This window comes from Pseudanabaena cinerea FACHB-1277, from assembly GCF_014696345.1.
GTDB classification, from domain to species: domain Bacteria; phylum Cyanobacteriota; class Cyanobacteriia; order Pseudanabaenales; family Pseudanabaenaceae; genus Pseudanabaena; species Pseudanabaena cinerea.
In genome coordinates this window covers 20,379-36,857 of sequence record NZ_JACJPY010000029.1, presented here as the reverse complement: position 1 = coordinate 36,857, position 16,479 = coordinate 20,379, and the positions used below count along the sequence as shown (strand labels likewise).

Below are 16,479 nucleotides of genomic sequence, written 5' to 3'. Positions count from 1 at the left end.
ATAATTCAGAAAATTACGCGCCTTAGAAAATGCTTTGACCTGTTTGCAAATTCCAAAGGCTAGTATAGATACCACTGAGGGCTACTAGCTGATCGTGGTTGCCTGATTCTACAACTTTGCCTTGATCCATGACGTAGATATGATCGGCGTTGCGAATTGTGGAGAGGCGATGGGCGATCGCGATGGTAGTGCGATTTTTGGTGATGCGCTCTAAGGATTTTTGAATGGCGGCTTCCGTTTCATTATCCACTGCCGAGGTTGCTTCATCGATGATCAAAATGGGCGGATTGCGGAGGACAGCACGGGCGATCGCAATGCGTTGACGTTGACCGCCTGAAAGTTTTTGGCCACGTTCGCCCACAATCGTATCGTAACCTTTGGGCAGATCTTGGATGAATTCATGGGCTTCGGCAATCTTTGCTGCTGCCACAATTTGCTCCACAGTGGCAGCAAAGGAGCCATAGGCAATATTTTCTAAAACGGAACCATGAAATAAAAATACATCTTGGCTGACCCAACCGATCGCCGCCCGCAGCGATCGCAGGTCTAAATCCCGGATATCGATGTCATCTATGAGAATTTTGCCTGATTGAATTTCATATAATCTCAATAATAATTTCACCAAGGTGCTTTTGCCAGAACCCGTTGCCCCCACGATCGCTGTGGTTTTATTGGCGGCAATTGTCAATGAAAGATTTTCCACGATTGGGAAGTTGGGTTGATAGCCAAAGGTGACATTTTCCAACTGAATTTGTCCTTGAACTGGATATTTCAGGTTTTGCGTACCTGAGTGAATGGCGATCGGTGTATCTAGCAAATCTAAAACGCGATTAGTGGAAGCCATTGCCCGTTGGTACTGATCAAGGGTTTCACCAAGGCGGGTTAATGGCCAGAGTAAGCGTTGAATCAGATAGATCATTACGGAATAGTTGCCCACCGATAGCCTCTGTGCTTGCACTTCTAAACCGCCATAGTAGAGAATGGCGATAAATCCCATAAAAATTAAAATTCTAATTAATGGCACAAAAGCCGCGCTATAGGCGATCGCATGGCGATTACTTTGGCGATAACGATTGCTCTCCTTTTCAATGCGTTTGCGCTCATAGTCCTCAGTAACAAAGGCTTTGATCGTGGTAATGCCCCCAATATTATTCGCTAACTGTCCATTTAATAAGCCCACCTTTTCGCGGACATCCGCATAGCGAGGTGCTAAGAATTTCTGAAACCAAATGGAACCCCACAAAATAAAAGGCATCGGCAAAAGTGCTAACCAAGCGACATTGGGCGTGATTACAAAAAATGCACCGCCAATTAGCAATACAGTTGTGGTCACCTGAATCACTTCATTGGCTCCGCCATCGAGAAATCGCTCCAATTGATTGACATCATCGCTCACAATCGACATCAAGCCGCCCGAACTGCGATCTTCAAAAAAAGCTAGTTCTAGCTCCTGCAAATGTTGATAGGTGTCGAGGCGCAGGTCGTGCTGCACGGTTTGGGCAAGGTTGCGCCATTGCATGGCATAGGCATATTCAAAAATTGATTCTAAAGCCCAAATCACGCCGCTAATTGCTGATAATACAAATAGCTGCATTGCCAAACCCTTGACCCCAAAAGGATTTGCCCAGATGTTCTCCTTCTCTAAAACCAAATCGATCGCTGCCCCAATGAGAACAGGTGGAGCCAGATCGAAGAATTTATTGAGAATGGAACAGATGGTTGCTGACCAGATTTGTGGGTTATATTGGCGAGCATAGCGGATGAGACGCAATAGTGGATGTAAATTTGCCATATTTTTAAGGGTTTCCAGATCTTCTCTTTTCAGATAAACGCATCAAAATTTCAGTATGTGCTTCACGGGTAATCGGATAGAAATAAGCTAGTCCTAGCCCGATGATTAAGGCGATCGTCGGTAAAGGACCGATCGCTAAACGGATGGCAAATAAAGCGGAATCAGGCTGAATTGGCGAAGGTTGACATGGCACTTTCTCTTGAAAATTCGCCCAAGCTAGTCCTTGCCCCAAGAGAAATAAACCTGCGGCGAGTCCAAATTTTTGCAAGAGTACCATAAACGCATAGAAAATTCCTTCACGGCGCTGTCCTGTCTGCAATTCATCAAGATCGGTGACATCGGGAATCATTGACCAAGGAATCAGATAGGCTGTTGATACACCCGCACCTGCCATGATCGCCAGAATATACAAGAGTGCGACCTGTCCTGGTTGCAAAAAGAATAGTCCTGCTTGGGCAACGATCCAAATGCCTGCTCCCATGAAATAAGCTTCTTTTTTGCCAAATCTTTTGCTGATTGCCCCCCATACGGACAACATCAATAGGGCTGTACCTTGGACAGCGATCGTTACCAAAATAAAATCATTCTCACCAAGTCCCATCCAGTTGACGACAAAGTAGGGAATAATCGAGGCGGTAATCTGGAGGGCAAGCCACGAACAGAAGTAAATGCCAATTACATAGAGAAAAGGGCGATTGTTAAAGACTATTTTTAATTGTTCCCAAATACCAACTTCAGTGTTCGGTTCGCTCAGATCGTTTTGCCGTCTTTGCCGATCGCTGGCGATCGCTCTTTTTTTGATACCCCAGACACACCAATAGATTGACAGAGTGGAAATGACCGCACAGACTGCTCCCAATGCCACATACTGAGCGCCACCCGTATCACAGCTATTTGCCTGTGGGTTAGGATTTTTAAAAAAGGCGAAGATTAATTGCGCCAGAAATAGAGATAGAATACTGCCGCCAATGGAGAAGGTAAAGCGGAAGCCGTTGAGGGTTGTCCGTTCGTTATAATCTTGGGTGATTTCAGGGGTGAGGGCGGAGTAAGGAAGGTTGATCGCCGTAAAGAAGGTATTGAAGACAATGCCGATCGCCACATAATACCAAAAAAGAATATTTTTATCGGTGCTAGGGACTAGCCATTGGGCAAAAAAGGATAGCCCAAAGGGAATCGCTGCATAGAGCATCCAAGGCAACCGCCGCCCCATTTTCGATTTGGTGCGATCGCTCAAGATCCCCACAATCGGATCATTGACCGCATCCCAAACCTTGCCAATTAGCAATACCATCCCCGCCAGATCTGGCGCTAAACCTGCCACATTTGTAAAGAAAAACAGCAAAAAGAAGGACAGCAAATTAGTGGTAATTGCTGTACCCAAGTCTCCTGCGCCATAGGCAAGCTTTTCGCTGAGGGTGAGTTTGGTGCTAGTGAGGTCATAGGGGGCGGGGTCGAATGAATTTTCAGGATTATTCATGGCAAGGGTTGCAATTACTGGTGGTTGATCGATCAGTTGTGGTGCTTTGTGCCGCAACTTCCCTTTGGGCTTATAGAATATACTAAAGCAGCCATAAACCGTTATGAAAATCTCATATTCCCATAAATTTATATTCCCCCTCGGCTTCGCGATCGCTTGCGCCACATTTTCAATCGCAGTTGACGCAGTACAGGCGATCGCCGAAGGTGTGTATTGGGGTGGCGGCTCGCGCTATATCCAAATAGCTAAGCGCATTAACAAGGGACAAAGCGCTGATGATGTGCGGGTTTGCTATCAAGGGTTTTCCAGCAACGGCTCCATGATCGCTTCTTTGCAGTTAACGATCCCCCGCTATCAAACGGGCATGGATTACGAAGTTTATACCATTCCAAGTGTAACTAAGGAATTTGGTGTCTTAGCAATTCAGCAATTTGCTTTTAGTCGCGACAAAATTCTATTTGGTAATTTAGTGGGACGGATGGTTAGCAAGGGCATTGAATATAAACTCGATCCTAATTTCCCAACAGGGCGATCGCCAGAATTGCAAGCCTGCTTAAATACAGATCAAAAATTCTTGAAACGGATACCCAACGGCTCTTGATCAAGCTAACTTAAAACTTCAAAAAGCTTTTGAGCATAGATGTTTTGTGCTGACACTCAAAATTTGGTAGACCTAAAAAGGGGTAGTCCTAAAAAGGAAAGGATTTGTACGGCAAGGATGGGCGGCGCTTCGCGCCGCCCATCCTTACCTATTTAGCACTACCATCAATTGCGCTATTTCACTGCTGATGGTGCGATCGTCCCATTACCCGAAGAGCAAGAACGTTTGGCTAAGGAAAAAGCCATACAAAGGGCGGAAAGATTAGAAGCAATGTTGCGATCGCAAGGCATAGATCCCGATCAATTTTCTGACTGAAGCTATCATAAATCCTTTTTACTAAATAAATAAACATCATCCTTATTGTATTCAAGCTTTAAACTAGGTATATTTCTCGCTTGCTCAACTAAACTTAAAATATAATTGCGATCACTTTGCCAACTAGGATGTCTTGTATTTAGCAAAATGTAATCAAATTCCTCAAGATTAGGGTTCAGATTAGAAAAGGCTAACTTAACTTGGGGGCGATGGGTAACATGGGGCGCAATTTCATGGGTGGTGAGAATACTACCCTTGGTCTTCACTAAAGCGATCGCCTCATTATTCGCTTGCCAAGTATCTAAAGATTGTAAATATTCACCCGTAAATAAATTTAAACGCGACATCGTTACAAATGCCAACACTGACCAGAATATTATGAATCGATAAGTCCATTTTTTCCGTTGTGTAAATTTATTAATACTAGAAATTACCATCACAACTAAAATTGGCACAATAGGCAAGGGATAATGATTTGCTAAGTATCTTTGTTGTGGATCATCTGATAAAATACTCATTATTATGGTTGGCAATATAATTATTAGCAATGTTATATCTGCATATTTTAAGCACCAGATAAACGGTACAAATAACAGTAACAAATATGTTAGACTATCAATTGAAAAGGCTTTACTTAAAATCAATTCTGGCTTTAAAAATAAATTTTTTAATATTTCTAAATAAGAGTCTCCTAGAGAACTATACCGATGTATAAAACGCCCTGTTCCAGATCCAACCATAGGCATTACTATTTGAGTTGCAATTAAAAACCATATTATTCCAATAGTGATAGCAATAGTTCCCATTAACTTTTTGTTCTTAAAAACTAGCCATATTCCTAAGGCTATTGCTGTCAATGAAAAAACAGCTTTACAACTGACTAATATCAATAACGTCAAACAAAAGTAAATTAGCTTATTCTTCTCCGCCCATAAAATACACCATAATAAACATGGAACTGCAAATATGTCAGGATGGAAATCATATGTTGAATTAGCATTGAACAAAACGGGAGATAGAAGATATATTAGTATAACTAAGTAAACATATTTAATATCTAATCCCTTTTCTCTAGACAAACTAACTATGGGAAATATACCAGATGAAATAGTAATAGCGTGAATCAAAAAGATCCAGTGAATATCTGGATGTATTTTATAAAAAAGACTTAATGGATAAAGTATAAAGGCGGCGTGATCACCTAAAATATGGATGTCTATTATAGAAGATCTTGGAATCATACCTTGACTCAGCAACCAAATACATTGATCAAAAAAGCCTAAATCTAAAGCCCCAGATTGAAATAGAGAATGTCTTAAACTAGCGAAAAGAAATAATACCAGAGTGCTTATTACAAACACTATCAAAATTAGTTTGGTAGACTGCTGATCGGATTGTTTTCTTAAATCCATCCCTTATAAAACCAAATTTTTATTCCTTGACAGTATAAACTAAGAGCGTTGCACTCAACTAGGTTTTTAGAGCCTGTTTGAAAAGTTTTGATCCCCCTAAATCCCCCTTATAAAGGGGGACTTTTTTAATCTTTTCCCCCCTTTCGTAAGGGGGGCTAGGGGGGATCAATCAGTATTTCTAGCGAGTGTCCAGACTTTTCAAACAATCTCTTAGATGAACTAGTAATGGTAATCGCCCAATAACATCCTTGAGTATTTTTGCTGATGGGGTGACAACTGCGCTAAAGCCTCTGTACTAACAGCATTAGATGGCATTACAACGTAGATGAAAGTATGACGTTATTTTGACGAGTTAAAAATCCAATATAACTGGTAAGGTTTTTTATAAATTACCGATCAAATCCAAACCAAGAAAAAATGAAAGCCCTGCTAAGCAGAGTCTTCATTTCTTCTTGGAGTTCACTCTAGATAATTCTATTTTGTCAGTGCGTGATCAGATTAAACAAATTCCGCTTCAATGGTGTCGGATTGTTTGGGACGTGGATCGAACTCGAAGAGTGAATAGACCACATCGCGGCGGATTTGGGTCATCATATCCAAAAAGATTTCATAACCCTCGCTCTTATATTCGATTAGGGGATCTTTTTGTCCATAGCCCCGCAGTCCAACGGATTCCCGCAATGCCTCCATTGCTTGTAAATGATCGCGCCAGAGGGTATCAATGCGTTGCAAAATGAAGAAGCGTTCTGCTTGACGCATTAAGCCTGTTTGCAACCCTTCCACTTGTGCTTCCTTGATTTCGTAAGCACGGCGGACTTCTTCCCGCAAAAATGCTTGAATTTCGGGCAGAAACATATCATCTAGTTGATCAGCTTCTAGATCCTGTAAAAGATTTACAAATTCTTTTACTTTCTTCACCATCGCCACGAGATTCCATTCTTCGGGTGGCAGTTCAGGATTAACATAGGCATTGACAATATCATCCATGGTGCGTTCGGCATATTCAATTACGCGATCGCGCAGATCCTCACCTTCCAAGACACGGCGGCGCTCGGCATAAATAGCACGGCGCTGATTATTCATCACTTCATCATATTCAAACACCTGCTTACGAATGTCGTAATAGTATGTTTCCACCTTCTTTTGAGCATTTTCAAGGGCGCTGGTGAGCATTCCTGAACTGATGGGCATATCCTCTTCTACGCGGAAAGCATTCATCAATCCTGCCACGCGATCGCCTGCAAAAATCCGCATCAGGTTATCTTCAAGACTCAAGAAAAATCTGGTTGAACCTGGATCGCCCTGACGACCACAACGACCACGCAATTGATTGTCAACGCGGCGAGACTCATGGCGCTCTGTGCCAATGACGTGCAGTCCGCCCAACTGTGTGACCACTTCATGCTCTGCCTTGGTGACTGCTTCATATTCCCGTTTAATAAGAGTAAAAGCCTCCCGCAGTTTTTGAATGACAGGATCATCGGTGGGGGCTTTTTCAGAGGCAACCGCCAACATTTCTTCTGCCTCTAGTTCCGATTGGCTCATTCTTCCCAATTGCTCAACTGCAAAACTAACTGCATCTTTGAGCAATTTTTGAGCATCCTGAGATAGTTCGCAAGGATAAAGACTATCGGACACTTTCCAATTCTTTTTCACCTTGGCTTCTGTCGGACTGCCAAAACCTTGCCCTTTTTGGGGGCGATCGCCAAACATCCTCTGCCCCTCATTGGTAAAGTCATCATCATCTTCGGGGCGCACAATCTGCGGCATAAAGTTCTCGCGCACCTTTAGCCTTGCCATATAGTCGGCATTGCCACCAAGAATAATATCAGTACCACGACCTGCCATATTCGTGGCGATCGTGACTGAGCCTTTACGTCCCGCCTGAGCGACAATTTCGGCTTCCCGTTCCACATTTTCAGGCTTAGCATTGAGCAAATTATGGGGGATTTCCTTCTCCGACAAAAGGCGCGAAAGAATTTCCGACTTTTCGACACTGGTGGTTCCTACCAGCACAGGGCGACCCGTTTCGTGCATTTCGCGACATTCTTCAGCAACTGCCCGCCACTTGGCTGCCTCGGTTTTATATACCACATCCGACCAGTCACCGCGTCCACTCTTTTGATTAGTGGGCATTGTGGTAACTTCTAGATTGTAGATCTTGCCTAGCTCCGCCTCTTCGGTTTTGGCAGTCCCAGTCATGCCGCCAAGTTTGGGATAGATCAAGAAGAAATTCTGATAGGTAATCGTGGCTAAGGTTTGGGTTTCATTTTCGATTGGCACACCTTCCTTCGCCTCGATCGCCTGATGTAAACCATCACTCCAACGGCGACCAGGCATCACCCGCCCCGTAAACTCATCAACAATAATTACCTCTTGATCGCGGACAATATAATTAACATCGCGCTTAAATAGTTCCTTAGCTTTGAGAGCGTTAAACACATAGTGCGCCCAAGGGTCAGCCTGATCGAAGAGATCCTGCACGCCTAAGAGTTTTTCGGCCAATTCAAAACCTTCATCGGTCATGATCACATTACGTTGCTTTTCGTCAACTTCGTAGTGGGTTTCGGGCTGTAATTGGTCAGCAATTTCTACTGCTCCTAAATATTTCTCCGTAGGACGCTCCACCATTCCTGAAATGATCAAAGGCGTTCTTGCTTCATCGATCAAAATCGAGTCAACTTCGTCAATCACACAATAATTAAAGGGGCGTTGTACTACCTCTTCGATACTGGTTGCCATGTTATCGCGCAGGTAGTCGAAACCTAGCTCGCTATTGGTGGCATAGGTGATGTCACAGCTATAGTTTTTACGGCGCTCGATTGGCTCCATCGAGTTTTGGATCAAGCCTACGGACATTCCCAAAAAGCGATGCACCTGCCCCATCCACTCTGCATCCCGCCGCGCTAAATAATCATTAACGGTGACAACATGGACACCCTTCCCCGTCAGTGCATTGAGATAGCTTGGCAAAGTTGCCACTAGGGTTTTGCCTTCCCCTGTTTTCATTTCGGCGATCTCGCCTCGGTGCAATACCATACCGCCGAGCATCTGCACATCATAGTGCCGCAGCCCCAAAACCCTTGTCGCCGCCTCGCGCACCACTGCAAACGCTTCAGGCAGAAGGTCATCAAGGGTTTCACCCTTCTCTAGCCTTTGTTTAAATTCTCCTGTTTTTGCTTGCAAGTCGCGATCGCTTAGCGCCGCTAGTTCTGGGGCTAAGGAATTGATCAGAGCCACGTCAGGACGAAGTTTGTCTAGCTTGCGTTTATTAGGATCGCCAATCAGATTTTTGAGGTTAAACATAGATAACGAGGAGATAACGAGGATGCGATTAAAAACAGGGTCTTTTGAGCAAGTTGCTATATTACATATTACTCGACTAGTGAAAATACAAACTTCGGTTTTCCGAATCTATGCCCTCAATAGGATACTTCCGTAATCTCCGTAATCTATTTTTAAGCTGGGAAAGTTTCTTGGCTGGGAAGGGAGTGAGTCTGAGACATTTTTAAATTCAAGCGTATTACCATATGGCAATATGCTGTATATTTGTTAGTGAATCAGAATAATTAAGTAAAGCTAAACTTTTGCCGCCGCCATGACCTTTAACCCATCTGCCCTAACTCAAGTTGCTGATTACTTTAAGGTTTTGTCAGAGCTTAGCCGATTGCAAGTGTTGTGTTCTTTAAAATCAGGCTCCAAGAATGTGACTGAGATTATGGAAGAAACGGGACTGGGGCAAGCAAATGTTTCAAAACATCTCAAGATATTAGCTCAGTCAGGGATTGTCTCTAGGACTCCTCAAGGGGTTAGTGTATATTACGAAATTGTCGAGCCGTTCATTTTTGATCTATGTGAATTGGTGGGCGATCGCTTGTCTGTGCGTTTACAGGAGCAATCACAGCAGCTAAAGCAGCTAGAAGGTTTACGGCAACGCTAGCCCCAAAGGAATCGGCAGACCCATTAAATGACAGAAGTGTTTGAGCGCCTTGTCAGACAAAATATCTAACCAAAAAATTTGAAATCCTTGTAGTGCAGACATCCTACCTACTGCTACTGCTACATTATTTCCACCTGAGAATCATCACCGAGCATAAACCTTAATGCTTGTGGACGCTTCGGAGAGACTTTCATAGACACTCTTTGTCCAATTAGACTATCCACAATTCGCTGATGAATGTCGGTAATTACGGTGTCATTTAAAATCACGCTATGTTCGATTTCGGTGTCTATGATGGTCACATGATCGCTAACACTGGTATAGGGACCAACATAAGCCTGTTCAATGTGGCAGTTTGCACCGATGATTACAGGACCGCGAATCTTGCTGTTAATGATTTTAGAACCTATCCCTATTTGAACCCGCCCACTAATACTACTTGTTGAGTCCACTTCTCCTAAATTTTGAGATGTAAGTAGATCGTCAAGAATGATCTGATTGGCGCTTAGAATATCATCCTTCCTCCCTGTATCTAGCCACCATCCCTGAAGCATCGAAACTTCAACTTTTTTATTAGTATCAATTAAATATTGAATAGCGTCAGTTATTTCAAGTTCTCCCCTAGCCGAGGGATGAATTGAGGCGATCGCAGCATGGATTGAGGTATTAAAAAAATAAACACCCACTAGAGCTAGATTTGAAGGCGGATCTTTGGGCTTTTCTAGCATTTGCACTAGCTTCCCGTTTTCATCAATTTTGGCAACACCAAAAGCTCTGGGGTCGTTAACTTCGCATAACAATAACAAAGAATCAAGCTGTTGCTGTTGAAATTTTGTTAGTAATGGCTCTAGGGGCGATTGTAGTAGGGTATCTCCTAAAAACAACAAAAAAGGCGAATCTTGCAGAAACTGTTGCGCGATCGCAACGGCATGAGCAAGTCCTAGCGGCTCTGATTGCAGAATATATTGGATATCTGCCCCAAAGCGATCGCCATTACCCGTTTTAGCTTTGACTTCTTCCCCAGTTTCAGGGCTAATAACAATTCCAATGTCACGAATGCCAGCCGCCACGATACTTTCAATGCCGTACCACAGAATCGGTTTATTAGCTACTGGCACAAGTTGCTTGGCTCCTGTGTAGGTAAAGGGTCTGAGTCTCTTCCCCTTACCACCTGACAAAATCAATGCTTTCATTTGTTGTACCACTCGTTGTAATGCTCCTGAAATACTTTTTTAGATTTGACCGCTTGCCACCAGTCCCAGTTTTGTTTGTACCAAGCTACCGTTTGCGCCATGCCACGCTGAAAGTCCCATTGACGCTGCCAGCCTAATGTTTCAGTGGCGCTAGGATCAACAGAATAGCGGTAGTCATGTCCTGGGCGATCGCTAACGGCTTGCATCAAGGATTCGGGACAATCGAGCAATCCTAAAATAGTTTTGGCTACCTCGATGCCATTGACTTCCATGCGTGCGCCAAGGTTATAGGCATGACCACTTGTACCTGCATGCAGCACTATGTCAATGCCTGAGCAATGATCCTCGACATAAAGATAATCACGAACGGCAGAACCATCGCCATAGATAGGCAAGGATTTTGACTCTAGGGCATTGGTGATAAAAAGCGGAATGATCTTTTCGGGATACTGATATAGTCCGTAAGTATTGGAGCCACGGGTAATCACCACATCTAAACCATAACTAATGCCATAGGAAAAGACTAAATGCTCGGCTCCTGCCTTGGATGCAGCATAGGGACTACGCGGTGCTAGGGGATCGGACTCAAGGGAATGGCGATCGCTACCAACGAGATCACCGTACACCTCATCGGTGGAAACATGGAGGAAACGTTTGACTTGATGTTTTCTCGCCGCTTCTAATAATAATAATGTGCCTTCAATATTGGTGCGGATGAAGGGAATTGGATCACGCAGGCTCCGATCGACATGGCTTTCGGCGGCAAAGTTGAGGATCGCGTCTACACCATTTACAGCTTTTTCCACATCTTCAGGATTGGCAATATCGCCTTGAATGAAAGTAATGCGATCGCTGACATCTTTGAGGTTATCCAAATTTCCTGCATAGGTGAGCTTATCGATCACCACAATTTCCCATGTGGGATGCTGATTTAAGGCGTAATGGACATAATTAGAGCCTATAAACCCTGCTCCCCCTGTAATCAGCACCTTTTGAAATTTTTCGACTAGATTCATGCAAATAACTCCAAGCCTTTTAATAATTTGCCAGCAGCATTTTCCGCAGACACAATTGGTTATCCTTTAGCAATAATTAGCAAAACATAGGGAATTGCTCTGACTTCACCTTGCACACAATTGAATCCCAAATACCCTGATTGACTGACAAATCCCCCGCCAAAAAAAAGTGGACAGAATACCCGCGCTACAGGGACTTGCAATTTTGTCAGCCAATTAGCCAATAAATCTCATAAAAAGCTATAGATTTTCAGGGTTAATGCCCTGGGATCGCAAGTATGCCGCTAACTTATCCGCGCGTTGCTTCTCAGCTTCAGCACGTTGCTTCTCAGCTTCAGCGCGTTGCTTCTCAGCTTCAGCACGTTGCTTCTCGGCTTCAGATTGCTCTGCTAGGGTTGGTATCCAGCCCGTGCGATCATACCAACGCAACCATAAACTTGAGAAATTGCGATAAATGCCTTGCCACAAACCTAGGCCTAGCCCTAAGTTTTCAATCCAAAGGCGGTTGTCCGATATGGCGATCGCCTCATAGAAACCTCCTGAAATTTTAAAAACACGTAGATTATTTTCATAGCGATCGTACACAACATAATAAGGAATTCGCAAAATCCGTTCGTAAACCTCCCACTTAGTGGGTGGTTGATTAATCTCACGTAATCTTCGCCCTAAGTCCTCTGACTCTGTTCCAGGGGATAACAACTCAACCACCAAAAAAGGAGAAATTCCTTCTTGCCATACGAGGTAACTCAGCCTCATTTCTGGTTTTGGTGAGACTTTTGGCAGGTCAACGACCATATACCAGTCGGGGCGCTTGTACCAATTAGTATGAATAGGATCGTAATACAGATTAAGATCACTTGCCAATAAAATTTCTTCTGGCGCATAAGCGATCGGTTGGCAGGTCTCTGTCAACAAAGCTGCCTGTATCAAATGAAATTCATCGGGCAAACCAGATTCTCCTACCAATTCACTTGGTAAATCATACATAGTGGGCATTGTCTCTAAAGGCGATCGCGGATGAATTGGTTGATACATGACTAGCCTCAAGTAACACTTTCTAAATAGAATTTTATAACCTCTTTCAAGCCCTTTGATCAAATCACCATAAAAAGACCAAAAACCATACTTGATGAGGTTTCCAGGCTTTTTCTCTAGGTTAAATTAATCAGTGATTATTGCAAAGATCAGGAAATAATGCTGTGAGATTAAGACCCAAAAACAGAAAAATATCGAAGTCGCAGCAAAACAACGCCTTCGATATTTTTCTGGTGGCTCGTTCGATCAGTAATTGCTGTAAATTCGCAAAACATGGTAGTACTAATGCAATGCGGAACGGGGGACTTGAACCCCCAAGTCTTTCAACACATGTACCTGAAACATGCGCGTCTACCAATTCCGCCAGTTCCGCAGTCGGTAATTATCTTAGTCAAAGTAGATTTAGTTAAGTCTGATGTAAAGATTGCACAATGTCAATCTTGTCCAAGAGGCAATTTTGATCTCAATGTTGATCTCAGGTGATTAATCATTAACTCTAGTTAAATTTTGGCAAAAGCTTGAAGAATGGTGACATAATCTACAGTAATGCACTGGGAATACCGCATTATAGGTTTAGTCGTTATTTTCTTAATCTTGAAGATTACAGCCATTCCTACTCCCTTCCCACTCAAAAATTGGCGATGCGGTGCCTCGCTAATCCTTGGGCTTTCCTGTCTATTTTTAGGCTGGGACGGGGAAGACAGTAAGGATACAAATAAACCTAGGTATTCTTTGAAATTTGAGTGGCTGCAAAGTGCTATCCCCCCAATAAGACCGAATTCACATACTTTAGAGTAAAACTATGACATTGCGTTTAGGCGATACTGTACCCGATTTTTCCCAAGACTCCACCGATGGCGTGATCAATTTTCATGAGTGGATTGGGAATAGCTGGGCTATTTTATTCTCACACCCCAAGGACTTTACGCCAGTCTGTACAACTGAATTGGGAACTGTTGCTAAGCTCAAGCCTGAATTTGATCAGCGCAACGTTAAGGCGATCGCTTTGAGTGTTGACGGGGTTGAATCCCATAAGGGTTGGGTTGGCGACATTGAAGAAACCCAATCCACAAAACTGAACTATCCCATTCTTGCTGACGAAGACAAAAAAGTTTCCGAATTGTATGGCATGATCCATCCCAACTCGGCTACAGGTAACACGCTCACCGTAAGATCTGTATTTATCATTGACTCCAACAAAAAGCTAAGGCTCACTCTCACCTATCCCGCCAGCACTGGGCGTAACTTTGATGAGATTTTGCGAGTCATTGACTCATTGCAGCTCACCGATAATTATAGTGTTGCTACCCCTGCAAACTGGACTGATGGTGGCGACTGCGTAATTGTGCCTTCTGTATCCGATGAAGAGGCAAAGGTCAAATTTCCTAAGGGCTTTAACCCTGTCAAGCCATATTTGCGCCTGACTCCTCAGCCCAATAAATAACATAGTAAAGCTTTCTTTGCTCAGGATATGTCAGATGTGCTTGGCGGCGCGAAGTGTCGCCAAGCACATCTAGGGGTTGATTTTTATGCCGTTATGTTTCTGTTAGAGAAATAAAAAAGTTGCGGCGCAATGCACCGCAACTTTTTTATGTATTTTGATTACCAACTTTCGTCTTCGATAGTGGTTTTGTCCCAAATTTCTAGGTCTAATTCTTCTAAGTAAATAATGCCACTCTGAATTTTTTGAGTCGTTCCAGTTAGGTCTAGGGTAAACCAGCCATCCTCTTCGGGGCTTTCACCCAAAAGTGCAGCGATAATCGTTACCGTTAAACCATGCTCACAAGAGAGGCGAGAAATAATTGGCTCGCCGTAGCAGCTTCTTGGCACTCGCATCGCTATGCGAGTTGTCGTTCGGCGCTTTTCCTCTACACTTACAGCAGCTTTCACAGTAGCTCTGGAATCAATACATTCCGCCGCTAACATTTCAATTTCTCCAATGCAAACTTGTTGATGAGTTTATATTAACCATAGTAACTAAAGTTTTAAGGAAAGGGAAGTGACTTGTGTTACTAGTTTTAGAGTTCTGTAATTTACGGCACAGTCTTTTTTGCAATTTTTGCTGTTTCGTCAGGCAGCCAATGCAGCAATGGTAAGGGTAATAGGCTGGACAGGTTAGCGATTAGTACCAAGATCCAGAGGTTATCGAAGTTTGTCTCTGTGACTCCGAGTATATAGGTTAAGCCTGCGCCCAGTTGAAATGAGCAGAGGGCGGAAATATTTAACACCGACATTAGCAATGCAAATAGGGTGGCTTCGATGCCCTCTGGGCATAATCTGGCGGCTAATACTAGTACGGGCATGAAGGCTATGCGCCCTGCTACGGTCAGGATCAGGTTGTCGCCAAGACTAAACCAGCGATCGCCAATGCCAAGTTCGCGGTTAAGGTGTGTCACCAATAGCAGACTAGTTAAACCCAACAAAGTAGAAATAATTGTTGTCCAGAAAAAGATGTTGCGGGTGGATACGCCCTTAAAAAATCTTTGAAATAGCCAAACCCCTAAAAGTCCAGCCCAACTACCAAAGAAGCGAATTGTCCCTAAGAACTCAGGATTAAAATCTAGCTCGTTGGTGGTGAAGTAAAAAAAGGCGGTGTCGGCGCTGGGGGTAGCTTGCCAGCAAAAGAGAAAGGCTGCTGGAAGCCAAATTGATTTACTGGTAAAGGCTTCGCGAAGTTGTCCAAAGTTGCGCTTTAGGGATAACCACATTTGGGAGTTGCGTGACAATTGCGCTAAATTGGGGGAGCCATCGATCGCCTCAGCTATGAAGATATTTGACATGGGCGGATCGGCGATCGCAAAGGCAGAAATGCCGACCAATAGGGGCAGAAATGCGGTGAATTCAAATACGAATCTTGAGCCAAAATGTTCTAGTAAGTAGCCACTGAGATAGGCGGCAATAATGCCGCCAACGGATGAGGCGATCCAACTAAAGGACTGCAAAGATCCTGCATCGCCCTCTGGCTCCAGTCTGGCGCGTTGAACGATCAGAGCATCGGTAATCGCGTCAGAACAGGCAAGAGATAGTGACCCGATCGCAATCATGGCGATCGCCCAAAATGGTGTATTTACCCAAGTCCCCATGCTGATCCAAGCGGCTACTCCTAAAACACTAGAAATTAGCAAATAGGGGCGGCGACGATAGCCAAATATAGGAAATCCATCAGAGACTAATCCGTACAGTGGCTTGATTGTCCAAGGCAGCATCGTAATTCCCACCATAGAGGCAACTTCCGTTGGGCTTAGTCCAAGGTCATCCTTAAGGAAAAAGCTAACGGCAAGCTGTGAGAGGGTCATCGCCCCCTGCACAAAATAAATAATAGCGATCGCCCCTAACTCTAAGTCAAACGAGCGCCCTCGCAGGCTTTTGAGCCACTCTGATTGGATTAGCACAATAGGATTACTCAAATATTAAGAAACTTGAATGTTTATTAATATTAGCATCTGTATAGCTTTTGCCTCAAAACGCAGAAAGGTGACTTACTTTGTAAGCCACCTTTCTGTGGGAAATCATCCGCAACGCCGTCTCACCTCAGTTGTTTGACCCGGTAAAACCAGGTGGAGCCGAAGCGCTTCGCCTAACTTAAAGTTCCCAGATGCTAGTCTGGTTTACTGCGGCGAAGACTGCGAAGACTCCTTAAAAACGATTATCGATCAAGACACATTATCGGTAGTCACGCACGCCACAGAATCATTCTT

General features: G+C 43.8%; 13 protein-coding genes, 1 tRNA gene and 1 other RNA gene. 4 read left to right on the top strand and 11 right to left on the bottom strand.

The window, feature by feature from the left end; all coding sequences use genetic code 11:
- Window positions 1-22 precede the first annotated feature (22 nt).
- Together H6F44_RS10820 and H6F44_RS10815 are read right to left on the bottom strand one after the other, a co-directional pair.
- A complete protein-coding gene (locus H6F44_RS10820) occupies window positions 23-1,792 on the bottom strand; it encodes an ABC transporter ATP-binding protein (protein WP_190350968.1) in 1,770 nt (589 codons plus the stop codon).
- Between the two features lie 4 nt (window positions 1,793-1,796).
- Window positions 1,797-3,269, bottom strand: coding sequence for an MFS transporter (locus tag H6F44_RS10815; protein WP_190350993.1), 1,473 nt, complete (start codon window positions 3,267-3,269; stop codon window positions 1,797-1,799).
- Between the two features lie 103 nt (window positions 3,270-3,372).
- Here H6F44_RS10815 and H6F44_RS10810 point away from each other — a divergent pair, with 103 nt between their 5' ends.
- Window positions 3,373-3,870 carry a hypothetical protein gene (locus H6F44_RS10810; protein ID WP_190350967.1) on the top strand — a complete coding sequence of 166 codons (498 nt, stop codon included), beginning with the start codon at window positions 3,373-3,375 and terminating at the stop codon, window positions 3,868-3,870.
- 168 nt (window positions 3,871-4,038) lie between these two features.
- Entirely contained in the window at window positions 4,039-4,185 is a 147-nt protein-coding gene (locus tag H6F44_RS10805; protein ID WP_190350966.1) for a hypothetical protein, read from the top strand.
- A gap of 5 nt (window positions 4,186-4,190) precedes the next feature.
- Here the strand turns inward: H6F44_RS10805 and H6F44_RS10800 are convergent, their stop codons facing one another.
- Together H6F44_RS10800 and secA are read right to left on the bottom strand one after the other, a co-directional pair.
- On the bottom strand, window positions 4,191-5,597 hold the full coding sequence (locus H6F44_RS10800) for a DUF2079 domain-containing protein (RefSeq protein ID WP_190350965.1): 1,407 nt from the start codon (window positions 5,595-5,597) through the stop codon (window positions 4,191-4,193).
- A 498-nt stretch (window positions 5,598-6,095) separates the two neighbouring features.
- Window positions 6,096-8,903, bottom strand: coding sequence for a preprotein translocase subunit SecA (secA, locus tag H6F44_RS10795; protein WP_190350964.1), 2,808 nt, complete (start codon window positions 8,901-8,903; stop codon window positions 6,096-6,098).
- Between the two features lie 292 nt (window positions 8,904-9,195).
- Between secA and H6F44_RS10790 the strand changes: the two genes are divergently transcribed.
- Window positions 9,196-9,537: an ArsR/SmtB family transcription factor gene (locus tag H6F44_RS10790; RefSeq protein ID WP_190350963.1), complete on the top strand. Its 342-nt coding sequence runs from the start codon at window positions 9,196-9,198 to the stop codon at window positions 9,535-9,537.
- Between the two features lie 119 nt (window positions 9,538-9,656).
- Here the strand turns inward: H6F44_RS10790 and H6F44_RS10785 are convergent, their stop codons facing one another.
- From H6F44_RS10785 to H6F44_RS10770, 4 genes are all read right to left on the bottom strand, one after another.
- Window positions 9,657-10,730, bottom strand: coding sequence for a glucose-1-phosphate thymidylyltransferase (locus tag H6F44_RS10785; protein WP_190350962.1), 1,074 nt, complete (start codon window positions 10,728-10,730; stop codon window positions 9,657-9,659).
- Window positions 10,727-11,746 carry a dTDP-glucose 4,6-dehydratase gene (gene rfbB / locus H6F44_RS10780; protein WP_190350961.1) on the bottom strand — a complete coding sequence of 340 codons (1,020 nt, stop codon included), beginning with the start codon at window positions 11,744-11,746 and terminating at the stop codon, window positions 10,727-10,729. Before rfbB ends, H6F44_RS10785 begins: the two co-directional genes overlap by 4 nt.
- Before the next feature lie 240 nt (window positions 11,747-11,986).
- Window positions 11,987-12,781, bottom strand: a complete 795-nt coding sequence (locus tag H6F44_RS10775) for a Uma2 family endonuclease (protein ID WP_190350960.1) — start codon at window positions 12,779-12,781, stop codon at window positions 11,987-11,989.
- A gap of 291 nt (window positions 12,782-13,072) precedes the next feature.
- A tRNA-Leu gene (locus H6F44_RS10770) sits at window positions 13,073-13,154 on the bottom strand.
- Between the two features lie 429 nt (window positions 13,155-13,583).
- On the opposite strand from H6F44_RS10770, the gene H6F44_RS10765 reads away from it, so the two are divergent.
- A complete protein-coding gene (locus H6F44_RS10765; protein WP_190350959.1) occupies window positions 13,584-14,225 on the top strand; it encodes a peroxiredoxin in 642 nt (213 codons plus the stop codon).
- Window positions 14,226-14,383: 158 nt separating this feature from the next.
- Here H6F44_RS10765 and H6F44_RS10760 read toward each other — a convergent pair whose 3' ends face one another.
- From H6F44_RS10760 to ssrS, 3 genes are all read right to left on the bottom strand, one after another.
- Complete coding sequence (locus H6F44_RS10760; protein ID WP_190350958.1) at window positions 14,384-14,707, bottom strand: NIL domain-containing protein; 324 nt, start codon at window positions 14,705-14,707, stop codon at window positions 14,384-14,386.
- A 107-nt stretch (window positions 14,708-14,814) separates the two neighbouring features.
- Window positions 14,815-16,173 carry a folate/biopterin family MFS transporter gene (locus tag H6F44_RS10755; RefSeq protein ID WP_190350992.1) on the bottom strand — a complete coding sequence of 453 codons (1,359 nt, stop codon included), beginning with the start codon at window positions 16,171-16,173 and terminating at the stop codon, window positions 14,815-14,817.
- 114 nt (window positions 16,174-16,287) lie between these two features.
- A non-coding RNA gene (gene ssrS, locus H6F44_RS10750) (6S RNA) lies at window positions 16,288-16,475 on the bottom strand.
- Window positions 16,476-16,479 lie beyond the last annotated feature (4 nt).